15 protein-coding genes are annotated in these 15,470 nt (G+C 64.2%); 10 read left to right on the top strand and 5 right to left on the bottom strand.

Annotated elements, in window-relative coordinates; all coding sequences use genetic code 11:
• Positions 1 to 5: 5 nt before the first annotated feature.
• The 8 genes from ACVC5H_RS10265 (at position 6) to ACVC5H_RS10300 (ending at position 9,338) form a co-directional block, all read left to right on the top strand.
• Positions 6 to 473, top strand: a complete 468-nt coding sequence (locus ACVC5H_RS10265) for a chemotaxis protein CheW (RefSeq protein ID WP_489622205.1) — start codon at positions 6 to 8, stop codon at positions 471 to 473.
• Entirely contained in the window at positions 470 to 1,741 is a 1,272-nt protein-coding gene (locus tag ACVC5H_RS10270; RefSeq protein WP_489622206.1) for a CheR family methyltransferase, read from the top strand. Before ACVC5H_RS10265 ends, ACVC5H_RS10270 begins: the two co-directional genes overlap by 4 nt.
• Positions 1,734 to 2,411: a chemotaxis protein CheW gene (locus tag ACVC5H_RS10275; protein ID WP_489622207.1), complete on the top strand. Its 678-nt coding sequence runs from the start codon at positions 1,734 to 1,736 to the stop codon at positions 2,409 to 2,411. Before ACVC5H_RS10270 ends, ACVC5H_RS10275 begins: the two co-directional genes overlap by 8 nt.
• The gene (locus ACVC5H_RS10280) at positions 2,408 to 4,702 is read left to right on the top strand and encodes a hybrid sensor histidine kinase/response regulator (RefSeq protein ID WP_489622208.1); all 2,295 of its coding nucleotides are present in this window, start codon (positions 2,408 to 2,410) and stop codon (positions 4,700 to 4,702) included. The genes ACVC5H_RS10275 and ACVC5H_RS10280 overlap by 4 nt, the downstream gene beginning before the upstream one ends.
• The gene (locus ACVC5H_RS10285; protein ID WP_489622209.1) at positions 4,699 to 5,721 is read left to right on the top strand and encodes a chemotaxis response regulator protein-glutamate methylesterase; all 1,023 of its coding nucleotides are present in this window, start codon (positions 4,699 to 4,701) and stop codon (positions 5,719 to 5,721) included. Before ACVC5H_RS10280 ends, ACVC5H_RS10285 begins: the two co-directional genes overlap by 4 nt.
• 25 nt (positions 5,722 to 5,746) lie before the next feature.
• On the top strand, positions 5,747 to 6,775 hold the full coding sequence (locus ACVC5H_RS10290; RefSeq protein ID WP_489622210.1) for a GGDEF domain-containing response regulator: 1,029 nt from the start codon (positions 5,747 to 5,749) through the stop codon (positions 6,773 to 6,775).
• 64 nt (positions 6,776 to 6,839) lie between these two features.
• On the top strand, positions 6,840 to 7,295 hold the full coding sequence (locus ACVC5H_RS10295) for a MaoC family dehydratase (RefSeq protein ID WP_489622211.1): 456 nt from the start codon (positions 6,840 to 6,842) through the stop codon (positions 7,293 to 7,295).
• Positions 7,296 to 7,499: 204 nt separating this feature from the next.
• The gene (locus tag ACVC5H_RS10300) at positions 7,500 to 9,338 is read left to right on the top strand and encodes a sensor domain-containing diguanylate cyclase (RefSeq protein WP_489622212.1); all 1,839 of its coding nucleotides are present in this window, start codon (positions 7,500 to 7,502) and stop codon (positions 9,336 to 9,338) included.
• A gap of 45 nt (positions 9,339 to 9,383) precedes the next feature.
• On the opposite strand, the gene ACVC5H_RS10305 is transcribed toward ACVC5H_RS10300, so the two are convergent.
• From ACVC5H_RS10305 to ACVC5H_RS10320, 4 genes are all read right to left on the bottom strand, one after another.
• Positions 9,384 to 10,076 (bottom strand): glutathione binding-like protein, encoded by a 693-nt coding sequence (locus tag ACVC5H_RS10305; protein WP_489622213.1) that lies wholly within the window; start codon positions 10,074 to 10,076, stop codon positions 9,384 to 9,386.
• An 81-nt stretch (positions 10,077 to 10,157) separates the two neighbouring features.
• Positions 10,158 to 11,315 carry a pyridoxal phosphate-dependent aminotransferase gene (locus ACVC5H_RS10310; RefSeq protein ID WP_489622214.1) on the bottom strand — a complete coding sequence of 386 codons (1,158 nt, stop codon included), beginning with the start codon at positions 11,313 to 11,315 and terminating at the stop codon, positions 10,158 to 10,160.
• A 63-nt stretch (positions 11,316 to 11,378) separates the two neighbouring features.
• On the bottom strand, positions 11,379 to 11,900 hold the full coding sequence (locus ACVC5H_RS10315; RefSeq protein ID WP_489622215.1) for a putative toxin-antitoxin system toxin component, PIN family: 522 nt from the start codon (positions 11,898 to 11,900) through the stop codon (positions 11,379 to 11,381).
• Between the two features lie 14 nt (positions 11,901 to 11,914).
• Positions 11,915 to 12,199: a hypothetical protein gene (locus ACVC5H_RS10320; RefSeq protein WP_489622216.1), complete on the bottom strand. Its 285-nt coding sequence runs from the start codon at positions 12,197 to 12,199 to the stop codon at positions 11,915 to 11,917.
• A gap of 350 nt (positions 12,200 to 12,549) precedes the next feature.
• Between ACVC5H_RS10320 and yaaA the strand changes: the two genes are divergently transcribed.
• Positions 12,550 to 13,326, top strand: a complete 777-nt coding sequence (gene yaaA, locus ACVC5H_RS10325; RefSeq protein WP_489622217.1) for a peroxide stress protein YaaA — start codon at positions 12,550 to 12,552, stop codon at positions 13,324 to 13,326.
• Between the two features lie 105 nt (positions 13,327 to 13,431).
• Here the strand turns inward: yaaA and ACVC5H_RS10330 are convergent, their stop codons facing one another.
• A complete protein-coding gene (locus ACVC5H_RS10330; RefSeq protein ID WP_489622218.1) occupies positions 13,432 to 14,232 on the bottom strand; it encodes an outer membrane protein assembly factor BamD in 801 nt (266 codons plus the stop codon).
• Between the two features lie 111 nt (positions 14,233 to 14,343).
• Here ACVC5H_RS10330 and ACVC5H_RS10335 point away from each other — a divergent pair, with 111 nt between their 5' ends.
• Positions 14,344 to 15,459, top strand: coding sequence for an RluA family pseudouridine synthase (locus tag ACVC5H_RS10335; protein WP_489622219.1), 1,116 nt, complete (start codon positions 14,344 to 14,346; stop codon positions 15,457 to 15,459).
• Positions 15,460 to 15,470: the final 11 nt, after the last annotated feature.

The following is a 15,470-nucleotide window of genomic DNA, read 5'->3' on the forward strand; positions in this document are numbered from 1 at the left end:
TGACCATGACGCAGCCCCTGTACCTGCTCTTTTCCCTGGGTGAAGAACGCTATGCCCTGGCCACCGCCGAGGTGGCGATGGTGCTGCCGCTCTCGCCCTGCAAGGTCCTGCCTGGCGCGCCTGCGTGGGTGGCCGGGCTGCTGCCGTATGGCGGCGGCCACGTGCCGGTGATTGACCTGTCCATGCTGGCGCTGGGCCGGCCCGCCCCGGCACGCGTGAGTACGCGCCTGGTGCTGGTGCATTACTGGATCGGCCAGGCCGCGCCCGTGTTGCTGGGCCTGATCCTGGAGCGCGCCACCGATACCTTGCGCGTCGACCCGGCCCAGTTCGTGCCTGCGGCCATTCGCAACGAGGGGGCGCCTTACCTGGGACCGGTCATGCCTTACCAGGGCGGATTGCTGCAGCGCGTGCAGGTTGGCGACCTGCTCGATGCGGCCACCCGTGCCTTGCTTTATCCCGAGGTGCCGGCATGAAGACCCTGCCGCTGATCGCCGCCAAGCTCAAGGCGGCCATGGGCATGGACATGGCCACCGTCGGCAGCAGCCTGATCGAGCGCGTGGTGCGCGAGCGTATGGCGGCGCTGGAGATCGATGACGACGGCCGCTACCTGGCGCGTCTGCATGGTTCGGCCGCTGAGCTGCAAGCCCTGATCGAACTGGCAGTGGTGCCCGAGACCTGGTTCTTCCGCGACCGCGAAGCCATCCTGGCCGCAGCCCGCCTTGCCCGTGAGCGGCTGGCGCTGCAGCCGGAGGTGCCGGTGCGCATCCTCAGCCTGCCATGTTCGACCGGTGAAGAACCGTATTCGCTGGCCATGGCGCTGCTGGAGGAGGGTGTCCTGCCGGGGCAGTTCGTCATCGATGCCTACGATATCCGCACCCGCTCGCTGGAGATTGCCGCTGCCGGCATCTATGGCCGCAATTCTTTCCGTGGTCATGAGCTCGGGTTCCGGGAGCGCCATTTCGCGCCGCTGGAGCAGGGCTGGCAACTGCATCAGGCGATTCGCCAGCAGGTCCGCTTTGCGCCCGGCAATCTGCTGGCCGCGGATTTCTTGCGCCAGGCCGCGCCTTACGATTTCATCTTCTGCCGCAACGTGCTGATCTATTTCGAGCGCGAAGTGCAGCGCCAGGTGGTGGCCCTGCTGGAGAGCCTCATGAAACCCGACGCCCTGATCTTCGTCGGTCCGGCTGAAGGGGGCATCCTGCTCAGCCCGCGCCTGGAATCGGCCGGTATCGCCCTGGCTTTCGGTTTTCGCAAGCGGGTGGCCGTCGAGCGGCCGGCCCGGCTGCGGGCTGTGCCGCTGCCGGCCTTTAGCTTTCCCCGCGCCGTGCGGCCGGCAGTCACGGCGGTGCCGGTGACTTCAGCGGCACCAAGGCCGACCTCGTTTGCGCCCGGCAAGCCGACCGTGCTTCGCGCGGCCTCCCCCTCCTTGTTGCAGCAGGCCCGCCTGCTGGCCGACCAGGGACAGCTCACCCAGGCCGCGGCCCTGTGCGAGCAAGCCATCGGCGAGCAGGGGCCGAGTGCCGAGGCATTCTATCTGCAAGCGCTGGTCCACGATGCCGGTGGTGAAAGCGAACTGGCCCAGCGCTGCTATCGCAAGGTGCTGTACCTGGAACCTCAGCATCAGGCTGCCTTGCTGCATCTGGCTGCCTTGCTGCAAGCCCGGGGCGATGCGGCCGGTGCCGAGCGCATGCGCCAGCGTGCCGCACGCGTGAGCCCGGCCGAGGAGAACCATCATGGCTGAACCGACCATGGCACCGTCCCGCGCAGAACTGGATGACTGCTGGAACCGCATCGGTATCAAGGGCGATGGCAGTTGCCCCGAGCTGGCGCATCACGTCCGCTGCCTGAACTGTCCCACGTTTGCCCGCGCCGCCTTGCAGCAGCTTGATCGGGTGGAGGCTTCGGCCGAGGTCGCGCAGCAATGGCGGCACGCCGGCGTGGCCGTGCAGGAGCAGGAGCAGGAGCAGGACCACAGTGCCCTGGCCTCGGCCCTGGTGGTGCGCATCGCCGGTGAATGGCTGGCCATCGCCACTTCCGTCGTGCAGGAAGTGACCGAGACACGGCCGCTGCATAGCCTGCCACATCAGCGCAATACGGCCATTGCCGGGATAGTGAATATCCGTGGCGCCTTGCGCATCTGCGTTTCATTGGCGCATCTGTTCCAGCTGCCTACCGGGACGCCGGCGCCGCATCTGCTGGTGGCCTCGCATGAAGGACAGGTTCTGGTGTTTCCGGTGGAACAGGTGGCGGGTGTGCATCGCTACCCGCACGGCGGCCTGATGCCGGTGCCGACCACGCTGGCCCAGTCCGCCATCCAGTACACGCGCGGCATGGTGGAGTGGCGCGGCCATCCGATCGGCTTGCTGGATCATGAATTGCTGTTCTACGTACTCAACCGGAGCATGACATGAGTACGCCCGACCTCAGCCAGATGTCCATGCTGGACCTGTTCCGCTTCGAGGCGGAAAGCCAGATCGCCCAGCTCAACACCAGCCTGCTGGCGCTGGAGCAGCAGCCCACGGCGGCCGAGCATCTGGAAGCCTGCATGCGCGCCGGCCATTCGCTCAAGGGAGCGGCCCGCATCGTCGGTCTGGAAACTGCGGTCAAGGTGGCCCACGTGCTGGAGGACTGCTTCGTGCTGGCCCAGCAGGGCAAGCTCCATCTGGAGAAAAAACACATCGACGTCCTGCTGCGCGGGGCCGACCTGCTGGGACGCATTGCCTCGCCACCCGATGGCGACGAGGCCTGGGCCGATCATGCCGGCAGTGCCGAAGTGCAGGCTTTCCTGCAGGCCTTGCCGGCCGTGATGAGCGGCGGCGAGGCAGCTCCGTGGCCCGCGCCGTCGACGGCAATGCAGGCGGCACAGCCATTGCCCGCGGCACCGGCTGTGCCGCCGGAAACCATGCACGGCGCAGAGACTGCGCCCGTCCATCCCTCTGCGCAGTTCTCTGCCGGGCGCGCGGTGCGCGTCAGTCCGGAGAGCCTGGACCGGCTGCTGAGCCTGACGGGCGAATCCCTGGTGGAGTCGCGGCGCTTGAAGCAGTTCTCGGCCAGCATGTTGCGCATGAAACGCGTGCAGCGCGAGGCGATGCAGGCACTGGACCTGCTGCAACAAAAAATGTCGGCCAGCCAGCTCGATGAGTTCGCTCAGACCACCCTGGCTGAATTGCGGGCCCTGATGCAGACCAATCAGCAACTGCTGGGCGAGCAACTGATTGCGGTGGATGCCTTTGACCGGCGCTCGGTCAATCTCTCGCAGCAACTGTACGACGAGGCATTGGCCTGCCGGATGCGGCCCTTCGCCGACGGTACTGCCGGGTTTGCCCGCATGGTGCGCGACGTCGGCCATACGCTGGGCAAGTCGGTGCGGCTGGAGATCAGCGGCAATGCCACCCAGATCGACCGCGACATCCTGGAAAAACTTGAAGCGCCGCTCGGTCACCTGCTGCGCAATGCGGTGGATCACGGTATCGAAGACGCTGCCACCCGCCGCGCCGCCGGCAAGCCGGAGCAGGGCGTGGTGCGGCTGGAGGCGCACCACAGTGCCGGCATGCTGTTGATCGAGGTGTCCGATGATGGGGCCGGCATCGACCTGGATGCGCTGCGCCGCACCGTGGTGGCGCGCGGACTGTCCACCGAGGATATCGCCGCGCGCCTGTCCGAAGCCGAACTGCTGGACTTCCTGCTGTTGCCCAGCTTCAGCCTGCGCGAGACCGTCACCGAGATTTCAGGACGCGGCGTCGGCCTGGACGTGGTGGCGGACATGCTCAAGCAAGTGCGCGGCACGATCCGAATCACCACGCGTGCGGGGCAGGGCAGCCGCTTCCTGCTGCAGCTGCCGTTGACGCTCTCGGTGATCCGCAGCCTGCTGGTGGAGATTGCCGGTGAACCTTATGCGTTTCCGCTGGCCTACGTGAATCGGACCCTGCGCTTGCCGGCCGAGGCCTTGCAGACGCTGGAGGGTTACCAGCACTTCAGCCGCGAGGGCCGCCAGGTCGGCCTGGTCAGTGCGCACCAGGTGCTGCAGCGCGGCCAGTGGCGCGCCCGTGACGGCAACGTCTGCGTGGTGGTCATCGGCCAGGACGAACACAGCTATGGCGTGGCCGTCGATGCCTTCCTGGGCGAGCGCATGCTGGTGGTGCAGCCGCTGGATGCGCGGCTGGGCAAGATCCCCGACATCCTGGCCGGGGCGCTGATGGAAGATGGCGCGCCGCTGTTGATCCTGGACGTGGCCGACCTGTTGCGCACGGTGGAAAAGCTGACCGCTTCCGGGCGCCTGCAGAAGGTCGATCAGGACGGCACTGGCGCGGCGGCCGTGACCGCGCGCAAGAAGGTGCTGGTGGTGGACGATTCGCTCACCGTGCGCGAGCTGGAACGCAAACTGCTGACCAACCGGGGCTACCAGGTCACGGTGGCGGTGGATGGCATGGATGGCTGGAACGCCGTGCGTGCCGAGCATTTTGATCTGGTCATCACCGATATCGACATGCCGCGCATGGATGGCATCGAACTGGTCACCCTGATTCGCGGTGCCGCACAATTGCAGTCGCTGCCGGTGATGATCGTGTCCTACAAGGACCGCGAAGAAGATCGGCAGCGTGGCCTGGCGGCCGGTGCCGATCATTATTTCACCAAGAGCAGTTTCCATGACGAAAGCCTGCTGCAGGCCGTCACGGATTTGATTGGAGAGGCCACAACGTGAAGATTGGCATCGTCAACGACACCCCCATGATGGTGGAAGTACTGCGCCGGGTGATTGCCGAAAGCGCCCGCCACGAACTGATCTGGATCGCCCGCGACGGCGAGCAGGCAGTGCAGATGTGTGCCTGGCAATTGCCCGACGTGGTCCTGATGGATTTGCTCATGCCCAGGATGGATGGCGTGGAAGCCACCCGCCGCATCATGCAGGAAACCCCTTGCCCTATCCTGGTGGTGACCTCCGACATGGATACCAGCGCCGCCAAGATCTACGAAGCCATGGGCCACGGTGCGCTCGACGCCACCCAGACGCCGGCCCTGATCGGGGCGGCCGGCAAGCGCGACGCGGCTGCCCTGATCGAGAAGATCGACAACCTCGGACGCCTGAGCCCCGAGGAGGTGGTGGCGCCCGTACGGCCGTCCTTGCGCGCGCTGTCGCCGGTAGTCCACGGCGAGCTGGCGCCGCTGGTGGCCATCGGCGCGTCAGCGGGCGGTCCTTCGGCGCTGTCGACCCTGCTCAAGCAGGTGCCGCGCGAGTTTCCCGGCAGCATCGTGATCGTGCAGCACATCGATGCCGCCTTCGCCCCCGGCATGGCGCAATGGCTGCAGCAACAGTCGGTGCTGCGCGTGCGGCTGGCCGCGGAAGGCGACCTGCCTCGGCGCGGCGACGTCTTGCTGGCGGGCAGCAACCATCACCTGGTTTTCAAGGAGGGCTGCCGCCTGGGTTATGCCGAAGGCGCGCCCACGGATGTCTACCGGCCTTCGGTAGACGCTTTTTTCCACAGCATCGTGCGCCACTGGGAGGGCCGGGCTACCGGCGTCCTGCTCACCGGCATGGGCCGTGATGGCGCAGCCGGCCTGAAGGCCTTGCGCGACAACGGCTACCACACGCTGGCACAGGACCAGAAAAGCTGCGCCGTCTACGGCATGCCCAAGGCCGCCGTGGCGCTCAATGCCGCCGTCGACGTGCTGCCCGTCAGTGCCATGGCAGCGCGGCTGCAAGCCTTGTTGGCAGAGGCATGACGCAATTGAACAGAAGGAAAGCATGATGAGTTCGGTGCAAGCAACCGACACGGTGGGCGGCGGCCCCATATTGCCCGCTGACGAATACAAGATCATGGTGCTGCTGGTGGATGAGCAGGCCATGGTGGGCGAGGCGATCCGCCGCGCGCTGCTCAATGAAGAGCATATCGACTTCCATTTCTGTACCCGTGCCAATGAAGCGCTGGCCGTGGCGGAACAGACGCGCCCCACGGTAATCCTGCAGGACCTGGTGATGCCCGGCGTGGATGGCATGACGCTGGTGAGCCAGTATCGTGCCAGCCCGGCGCTGGCCAATGTCCCCATCATCGTGCTGTCCTCGCGCGACGATCCCGAGATCAAGCGCGATGCCTTTGCCGGTGGCGCGAACGATTACATGGTCAAGCTGCCGGACGTGATCGAACTGGTGGCGCGGCTGCGCTATCACTCGCGCTCTTACATCAACCTGCTGCAGCGGGACGCAGCGTATCGTGCACTGCGCGAGAGCCAGCAGCTGTTGCAGAAGACCAATTTCGAACTGCAGCGCCTGACCAATACCGATGGGTTGACGGGCATTGCCAACCGCCGCTATTTCGACGATTACCTGGGTGCCGAATGGCGCCGTGCCCGGCGTGACGGCCTGCACCTGTCGCTGCTGCTGATCGACGTCGATTTCTTCAAGCTCTACAACGACAGCTATGGTCACGTGGCAGGCGATGCCGTACTGCGCCGGGTGGCGCAGACGCTGGACAACAGCATCCAGCGTCCGGCCGACCTGGCGGCGCGCTTTGGTGGCGAGGAATTCGCCATGATCCTCCCGCATACGCCCATGGAAGGTGCGCATGCCTTGGGCCAGAAGGTATGCCAACTGATCGAGGCGAACCAGGTGGCGCATGAAGGTTCCAGGATCAGCCCCTGGCTCACGGTGAGCATCGGCGCCGCCTGCATCGTACCGGGCAGGGAGCAGGACGTCAGTGAATTGGTCGAGATGGCCGACCGCCGCCTCTACCTGGCCAAGCAGCAGGGCCGCAACCGGGTGGTCTGGCAGGATGGCTGACAACAACGCTGCGTGCATCGATGGCGCGCAGTCCTTACGATAACCCCATGGGAAGGAATCCGGCATGCGTACCATCGCCAGCCTGGAAGAATTGAAATCGCTGGCGGGCCAGGAAGTGGCCTGCAGCGAATGGATCACCATCACGCAGGAGCAGGTGGATCGCTTTGCCGATGCCACCGGCGACCATCAATGGATCCACGTCGATGCCCAGCGCGCCGCGCGCGAATTGCCCTACGGCGGCACGGTGGCACATGGTTTTCTGACGCTGGCGCTGCTGCCGCGCATGCTGTCGGAGTCCATCAGCCTGGGCCCGGATGTGCGCATGCTGCTCAACTACGGCTTGAATCGCGTGCGTTTCCCGGCACCCTTGCCGGTGGGGCGCCAGGTGCGGGGCGTGATCCGGCTGGAGTCCACCGAGGACATTCCCGGCGGTGTCCAGCTGGCCTGGCTCATCACGGTGGAGTGCGAAGGATCGGACAAGCCGGTGTGCGTGGCCGAATTCCTGGTGCGCCGTTATTGAGTGCAGTCATCCCTCGAGCCTGCGAGGAAGCGATGCCTTTCTCGCAGAAGCTCATGCATGGTGTGGCCTGAGCGCATCGCTGTCCATTGCCTGCATGGATTTTGACGGAGGCCATGGCGCGAAGCTGTCATTAGGTGCTAATGTGCAATCGTTCGGCAGCGCCAGTGTGGCGCAGCCGCTGCGTCCTTGCTGATCCTGCCACTGATGATGTCAGAACGTCCGCCCCTACAAGTCGACGCCGATACCGCATCCTGCCGGAAGGCGCTCGCCTTCAACAACCAGACTCTCTCTTATATCGCGCGCGGCGCGCCGCTTCCACAATTGCTGGACCGTATCGCCCGCGGCTTCTCGGCCAGCTATCCGCAACGCGCGCTGGCCATCTTCCTGTTCGACCGCCAGGCGCGGCGCATGAGCGTGGGCGCGGCACCGAGCCTGCCGCCTGCGTTCCTGGCCGATCTGGCGGAGCTCGATGGCCATGACCCCGATACGCCACCATTCTGGGACCGCCTGACTGCGCTCAGCGCACGTCACGGACGTTGCCTCCTGGAACTGCTGCCGCTGCGCTCGTTTGCCGGCGAACTCGCCGGCGTGCTGACCGTCTGCACGGCTGCTGATGCGCCGGGAGATGCGTCCCACCTGGAGCAGGCCTACCGCGATACGGTCGGTGCGGCCGTGTCGATGGCCATGCTGTCCATCGAGCGCGCCCTGGTGCCGGCCCACGTACAGGTCAAGAGCGAGCCACCCGGTGAGGCCAACGAACGCATGGCGCTGGCCATCGAAGGCAGCGGCACGGGCATCTGGGACCGCAACGCCGTCACCGGCGAGATCTATTATTCGCGCGGCTGGAAGGCCATCCTCGGCTATGAGGACTGGGAGCTCTCCAGCCATATCGAGGATGCCTACCAGCGCATCCATCCGGACGACCTGCCCTATGTGCAGGAAACCATCCGCCAGCATTTCGCTTCGCGCTCTGACACCTATCAGGTCGAGCACCGCATCCGCTGCCGCGACGGCAGCTACAAGTGGATCAGCAGCCGTGGCAAGGTGGTGGCGCGCGATGCCCAGGGCAATGCCTTGCGCATGATCGGTACCACTACGGACATCACCGAGGTCAGGCAGCTCACCGAAAAACTGGCCAAGAGCAGCCGCATGCTCGATTACCTGACCAGTGAAATTCCCGGCATGGTGTTCCAGTTCCGGGTGCCGCCGGGCGAGCGCGGCTATTTCACCTACGTCAGCGAAGGCGCGCGCGAGACCTTTGGACTCACGCCTCAGCAGTTGCTGGAGACCCCGACCATCATTGATACCATCATCCATCCCGAAGACATGGCGCGCTATGAGGCCGCGCGCCAGGCGGTACTGGCTGGCGCCTCACACTGGATGCTGGAGTTTCGCGTGATCACCTCCGGCCATGGCGTGCGCTGGCTGCGCGGGCAGGCCCGTCCGCGCCGGCTGGAGGATGGCACTACGCTCTGGCACGGTTTCATCAGCGACATCAGCCAGAGCAAGGCCTTCGAACTGGAGCTGCAGGAATACGCCCTCACCGATTACCTCACGCAGCTGCCCAACCGCCGTCACTTCATGCAGCGCCTGCAGGAAGAGCACAGCCGCATCCAGCGCGGCGTGCGCGATACGGCAGCGGTGCTGATGTGCGATCTGGATCACTTCAAACGCATCAACGACAGCTTGGGCCATGCCGTGGGAGACCAGGTGCTGAAGCATTTTGCGCAGGTACTCCAGCGCCAGTTGCGCAAGTCCGATGCGGCCGGGCGGCTGGGGGGAGAAGAGTTTGCGGTGATCCTGTCCGGCGCCAATCTGCAGGCCGCCGCCGAATTTGCGATGCGCCTGCAGGCCCGCTTTGCCAGCCAGCCGCTGCTGCACGAAGGCCAGCCATTGCAGGTCACGCTCTCCGTCGGCATCGCCCTGATGCAGGCGGACTGTGGCAGCCAGGAGCAAGTCCTGCGGGCCAGCGATGACGCCTTGTACCGCGCCAAGGAAAAAGGGCGCAACCGTGTCGAGTTTGCGCCCTTCGCCTGCCCTTGACGGGATGCCGGGGCGGATCTGCGACCCGCCTGCAGCCATCACCGGTCAGCGTTTTTCGTACTGGCTTTTGCCGAACAGTAATTCCCTGGCCTTGTCATCGTGCAGCGGCTTGCGCTTGTCGGCCAGCACGGTCACGCCACGCTGCACGGCCGGACGGGCGTTGATGGCATCGAACCAGCGCTTGACGTTGGGGAAGTCCGCAAGATCGATGCCCTGATTCTTGTGCGAACGGGTCCAGGGGAAGCAGGCGATGTCGGCAATGGTGTAATTGTCGCCGGCCAGGTAGGCATGCTGGCCCAGCTGCTTGTCCATCACCTGATACAGGCGGCGCGCTTCATTGCTGTAGCGGTTGACGGCGTACTCGATCTGCTCAGGTGCATAGAGACGGAAATGGTGCGCCTGGCCAAGCATCGGTCCCAGGCCGCCCATCTGGAACATCAGCCATTGCAGCACTTCATACTTCTCGCGCACGGTCTCGCCCAGGAAGCGGCCGGTCTTGCCGGCCAGGTAGATCAGGATGGCGCCCGATTCGAACAGCGAGATCGGCGCACCGTCCGGACCCTCGGGATCGACGATGGCGGGGATCTTGTTGTTGGGCGAGATCTTCAGGAATTCGGGCGTGAACTGGTCACCGGCGCCGATATCGATGGCATGCGCGGTGTAGGGCAGGCCGCATTCTTCCAGCATGATGTGGACCTTGTGGCCATTCGGGGTGGCCCAGCTGTAGACGTCGATCATGGATTTCCTTTTTTGCGTGTCGTGTTGAGGGGGGAGGTCACGGAACGGAAAACGATATAAATGATTTGCGCGCTGGCGGCATTACAGCCTGGCCAGCCGGTCCAGCGCCAGTTGCAGCGTCTCTTCCTTCTTGGCGAAGCAGAAGCGCACGATGCCCGATTCCCTGGGCGTGTTGTAGAAGGCCGAGACCGGAATGGCGGCCACGCCGATCTCGCTGGTGAGCCACTTGCAGAACTCGGCTTCGGGCAGGTCCGAAATGGCGCCGTACTTCACGCACTGGAAATAGGTGCCTTGCGAGGGCAGCAGCTCGAAACGCGTATTGGCCAATCCTGAGCGGAAAAGATCACGCTTGTGTTGGTAAAACGCCGGCAAGTCCAGGTACGGTGCGGGATCCTTCATATATTCGGCCAATCCGTACTGAACCGGGGTATTGACGGTAAAGACGTTGAACTGGTGCACCTTGCGGAATTCAGCGGTCAGCGCGGCCGGTGCTGCCACGTAGCCGACCTTCCAGCCGGTGACGTGGTAGGTCTTGCCGAAGCTGGAATTGATGAAGCTGCGCTCGGCCAGTTCCGGATGACGCGCCAGCGATTCGTGCGGCTGGCCGTCGAAGACCATGTGCTCGTACACCTCGTCGGACAGAATCAGGATGTCGGTGCCGCGCACGATGTCGGCCAGCGCCGCTACGTCGGCCGCGCGCATGACGCTGCCGGTCGGATTGTGCGGAGTGTTGACCATGATCATGCGGGTCTTGGGTGTCACGGCAGCCTGAACCCTGGCCCAGGGAATGCTGTAGCCGGCCGCGCCCACTTCCATCTGCACGAACACCGGCACGCCACCGGCCAGCTCGATGGCCGGGACGTAGCAGTCATAGACCGGTTCGATCACGATGACTTCATCGCCCGGATGCACGGCGCACAGCACCGAGGTCAGGATGCCTTGCGTGGCACCGGCCGTGACCGTGATTTCGGAGACCGGATCATAGCGATGACCGTACAGCCGCTCGACCTTGGCGGCAATGGCTTCGCGCAGGGGCAGCACGCCGGCCATGGGGGGATACTGGTTCAGGCCATCCTGCATGGCCCGGGTGACGGCATCCACCAGCGCCGGATCGCAATGGAAATCGGGGAAACCCTGGCCCAGGTTGACCGCGCCTTTTTCGCTGGCCAGGGCCGACATGACGGTGAAGATGGTGGTGCCGACCTTGGGCAGCTTGGTGACGATGTTGGGGGTGCTCATTGCAGCGGGCTCGTTCTTGTGATGATCGCAAGCCCGTTATTCTAGCCGGATTCGCTGCACCGTTCAGGTGGCCGGATCAAGGAAGGCATCGGCGCGCCAGAGCTGCGGCGGCACGATGGCAAACATGCCGCGTTTGACGGTGCGCTTGCCCAGCTTCAGGACGGCCTTGTCCTTGCTCACCAGGACGTGAGCCTGGCATTGCAGCGCCAGCTCGAGGAATTTCTGATCATCGCGGTCGGTGCAGACGGGCAGCCCGAAGGTGTTGACCTGGGCCAGCGGCAGGCATTGCAGCAGACGGTCGAATTCGGCGCAGATGGCCGGCTTGGTCTCGGGTGTGACCGGCAGGTGCGGATAATCCAGCACGGCCAGCCACTCGCTGCGGCAATCCTCGCGGGTATAGGCCTGGACCGTGCCTTGCTCCAGCGCCGCCTGCAGGGCCGCCCAGCGCGGATCGCGGAAGACGAACAGGTCCAGGCAGACGTTGGTGTCCAGCACCACGCGCTGGCGCCCGGAGGGGGCGTCGGCGGACGTGGCGGTGGGAAGGGGAAGCGGGGAGGTGAGGGAAGGTGTTGCCTGGATGCTCATTGAAGAAGTGGAAACTAGTTGTCGATGCCGCGCTGGCCGGGCGGCGGCGCTTCCTGCTGGCTGAACAGGTCGCCGCCGGCTTCGAGCGCATCATACCCCTGATCGGTGACGCGCCAGAAATTGTGCATGTCCACCGCCGCCAGTCCGCGGTCGTAGAGCAGGCGCAGATGATGCAGGATCACCTCCGGCGCCACCTGTCCGGGCAGGGCGCTCTGGATCTTTTCCACGTCGCCGTAGAGGGTGCCGAAGGATGCCAGTTGCTTCAGGATTTCGCCCATGAGGGCTTTGTCGCGTTTCATGATCTCCTCCTTGCCGGTTCTACATGGACAGCGAAAGGTGGGTAAAGTGCCGACAACGTGTCAACACAAGTTCGCTGTCGGCCGGCTGCAGCTCACTTTGGGCATGCCTGGTTGGTGTTGGCTTGTTGATTAACGGCAAGTCCGCGGCTGAACTTGAATCCGGATTTCCTTCCAAAACGTCCAATACTTCAGTTTAGGAGCTGCCAGCCGGGGAGCAAAGGCGCAACAGCCCGGGGTTTGCTGTCCAAATATTCATATCGTTCCGAAACCGGGCCCAAGCGCACGGAATGGCCGCGCTTTGGGTATCATGACGGCCACCTTGTCTGAACCTGATCATTGGATGCCCCCTCATGCTGATTGTTTTATCTCCCGCCAAGTCGCTGGACTATGACACGCCTCCCACTACCGACATCCACACCACACCGGCTTTCGTATCGCGCTCGGCTGAGCTGATCGAGGTCCTGAAGACCAAGTCGCCCGCCGAGATCGGCAGCCTCATGGGCATTTCCGACCAGCTGTCGGTACTGAACGTGAACCGCTATGCCAGTTGGTCGCGCAAGTTCACCACCAAGAACGCCAAGCAGGCGGTGCTGGCCTTCAACGGCGACGTCTACGAGGGCCTGGATGCGGCCTCGCTCAATCCCAAACAGCTGGATTATCTGCAAGGCCACGTGCGTATCCTCTCGGGCCTCTACGGCATGCTGCGCCCGCTGGACCTGATGCAGCCGTACCGCCTGGAGATGGGCACCAAGCTGGCCAATCCGGGCGGCAAGGACCTGTATGCGTTCTGGGGCAGCGAGATCACCGAGGCGCTCAACGCCGAGCTGGCCGCACAGAAGGCACCGGTGCTGGTGAACCTGGCCTCGGAAGAATATTTCAAGGTCGTCAAGCCCAAGCTGCTCAAGGCCCAGGTGATTTCGCCGGTATTCGAGGACTGGAAGGGCGGCAAGTACAAGATCATTTCCTTCTACGCCAAGCGTGCGCGCGGCCTGATGGCGCGCTATGCAGCCCAGAAGAACATCAGCCAGCCGGAAAAGCTCAAGGCCTTCGACGTGGAGGGTTATGCCTTCGCGCCCGAGGCGTCTACCGAGAGCCAGTGGGTGTTCCGCCGCAAGCTGGAAGCCTGATCGCCTGATCTCGCAGCCCGCCGGGATCAGGCGGGCTGCCTGGACCAGCCAATAAAAAACCCTCGCCATGGCGAGGGTTTTTTATTGAAACTTGCACAGGCTGGCTTACCAGACCTTCCACCACGGCTTGGTCTTGGGCTTGGGGCCGCCGTTGTACCAGGGGCTGTTGGGGTAGGTGGCCTGGATGATGCGTTCGGTATCTTCCTTCAGCTTGGTCTGGCCCAGCGCTTCGTAAGAGCGCATCAGGATGAACAGGGCTTCTTCGTTGGCCGGCGAATCCGGATACTGCTTGATGGCGGCCTGGGCGCGGTTGGCGGCCGACACGTAGGCACCACGGCGGAAGTAGTAGTTGGCCACGTGGACGTCGTACTGGGACATGGCATTGACCAGGTATTTCATGCGGGCAATGGCGTCCGGGGTGTACTTGCTGTCGGGGAAACGTTCGGCCAGCAGCTTGAACGAATCGAAGGCGTCACGCATGGCCTTGGGATCGCGTTCGGTGTTGTCCTGGTCGGTGAAGGTGTCGAAGATGGTGGTGCGATCATTGAAGTTGATCAGGCCACGCAGGTAGTACATGTAGTCGACATTGGGGTGGTTCGGGTGCAGCTTGATGAAGCGGTCCACCGCTGCCAGGCCCTGTGCCTGCTCGTTCTGGCGGTAGTAGGCGTAGGCGATGTCCATCTGTGCCTGCTGGGCGTAGGTACCGAAGGGATAGCGCGATTCGAGCTTCTCGAAGTACTTGATGGCCTTGTCGTAGCCGCCGGCATTCAGTTCATCCTTGGCTTCCGAGTATAATTTCGCGGCAGACCAGCCGACCGTCTCGTCTTTTTGTTCCGGCAAGAGGCCGCAGGCGGTCAGCGAGAGGGCAAAACCGATGATGAAGAACTTCAATAAGATTTTGTGCATGACTCTTGTGTGCTTGTCTGGGACTATCAGTTGTGCATGGCGCAAGCGCCTACCCGAGCCGGCTGCATCGATACCCGAAATACAATCAACCCGATCCGGCGATTATAGCTGATGTCACGTAAGAAACCCCTTCCGATTACAAATGGCGATGAGCCTGTAAAGAACGCCCTTCCGCCCGAGGACGATTTCGATGACGGCGAGCAAGCCGACGAAAGCGCCACCGGCCTGGAGCCCCTGAGTTTCCGCCTCGACGATGAGGTCATCGGCCAGCGGCTGGACAAGGTATTGTCCGGCCTCATGCCCGAATTCTCGCGCAGCCGCATCCAGCAATGGATCGAAGACGGCCATGTGACCGTCGACGGCGCGCCCGCCAAGGGCAAGATGACCATGCTGGGCGATGAGCTGGTGGAGGTGGCACCGCAATCGGTGCCGGCCGACCAGCCCTATGCACCCGAGGCCATGGACCTGGACATCCTGCACGAGGACAAGTCCATCATCATCCTGAACAAGCCGGCCGGCCTGGTGGTGCATCCTGCCGCCGGCAACTGGAGCGGCACGCTCTTGAACGGCCTGTTGCACCATTGCCCGGCCCTGGCCAATGTGCCGCGCGCGGGCATCGTGCACCGGCTGGACAAGGAAACCAGCGGCCTGATGGTGGTGGCCAAGACCCTGGCCGCCCAGACCGACCTGGTGCGCCAGTTGCAGGCGCGCAGCATGAAGCGCCAGTACCTGGCCCTGGTATGGGGCCTGCCGCAGCTCTCCGGCACCATCAATGCGCCGATGGCACGCCACCCGCGCGACCGCATCAAGATGGCCGTGTCCCAAAGCATGCGGGCCAAGCCGGCCGTGACCCATTACCGCCGCCTGGCCACGGGCGAGATCGATCGCAAGCCGGTCAGCCTGGTGCATTGCCGCCTGGAAACCGGACGCACGCACCAGATCCGCGTGCACCTGCAATCGCTGGGTTTTGCATTGGTAGGCGACGCGCTCTACGGCAAGCAGCACCTGGCTTCCATCTTCCCGCGCCAGGCCTTGCTGGCCGGTCGGCTGGGCCTGGTGCATCCGACCTCGGGCAAGTTCCGCCAATGGGCCGCACCCTTGCCGGAAGACATCGTGGCCTTGCTCCAGCGTGCCAGGATCGACCCGGCCCTGGCGGTGATCCCCGAGATGAGCGAGCAAGCCGATCCCGTCCTGGGCGATTACGACGAAGACGATGACGACTATTGAGCGAGCCCGCC

This window comes from Herbaspirillum sp. Her3 (assembly GCF_057961275.1).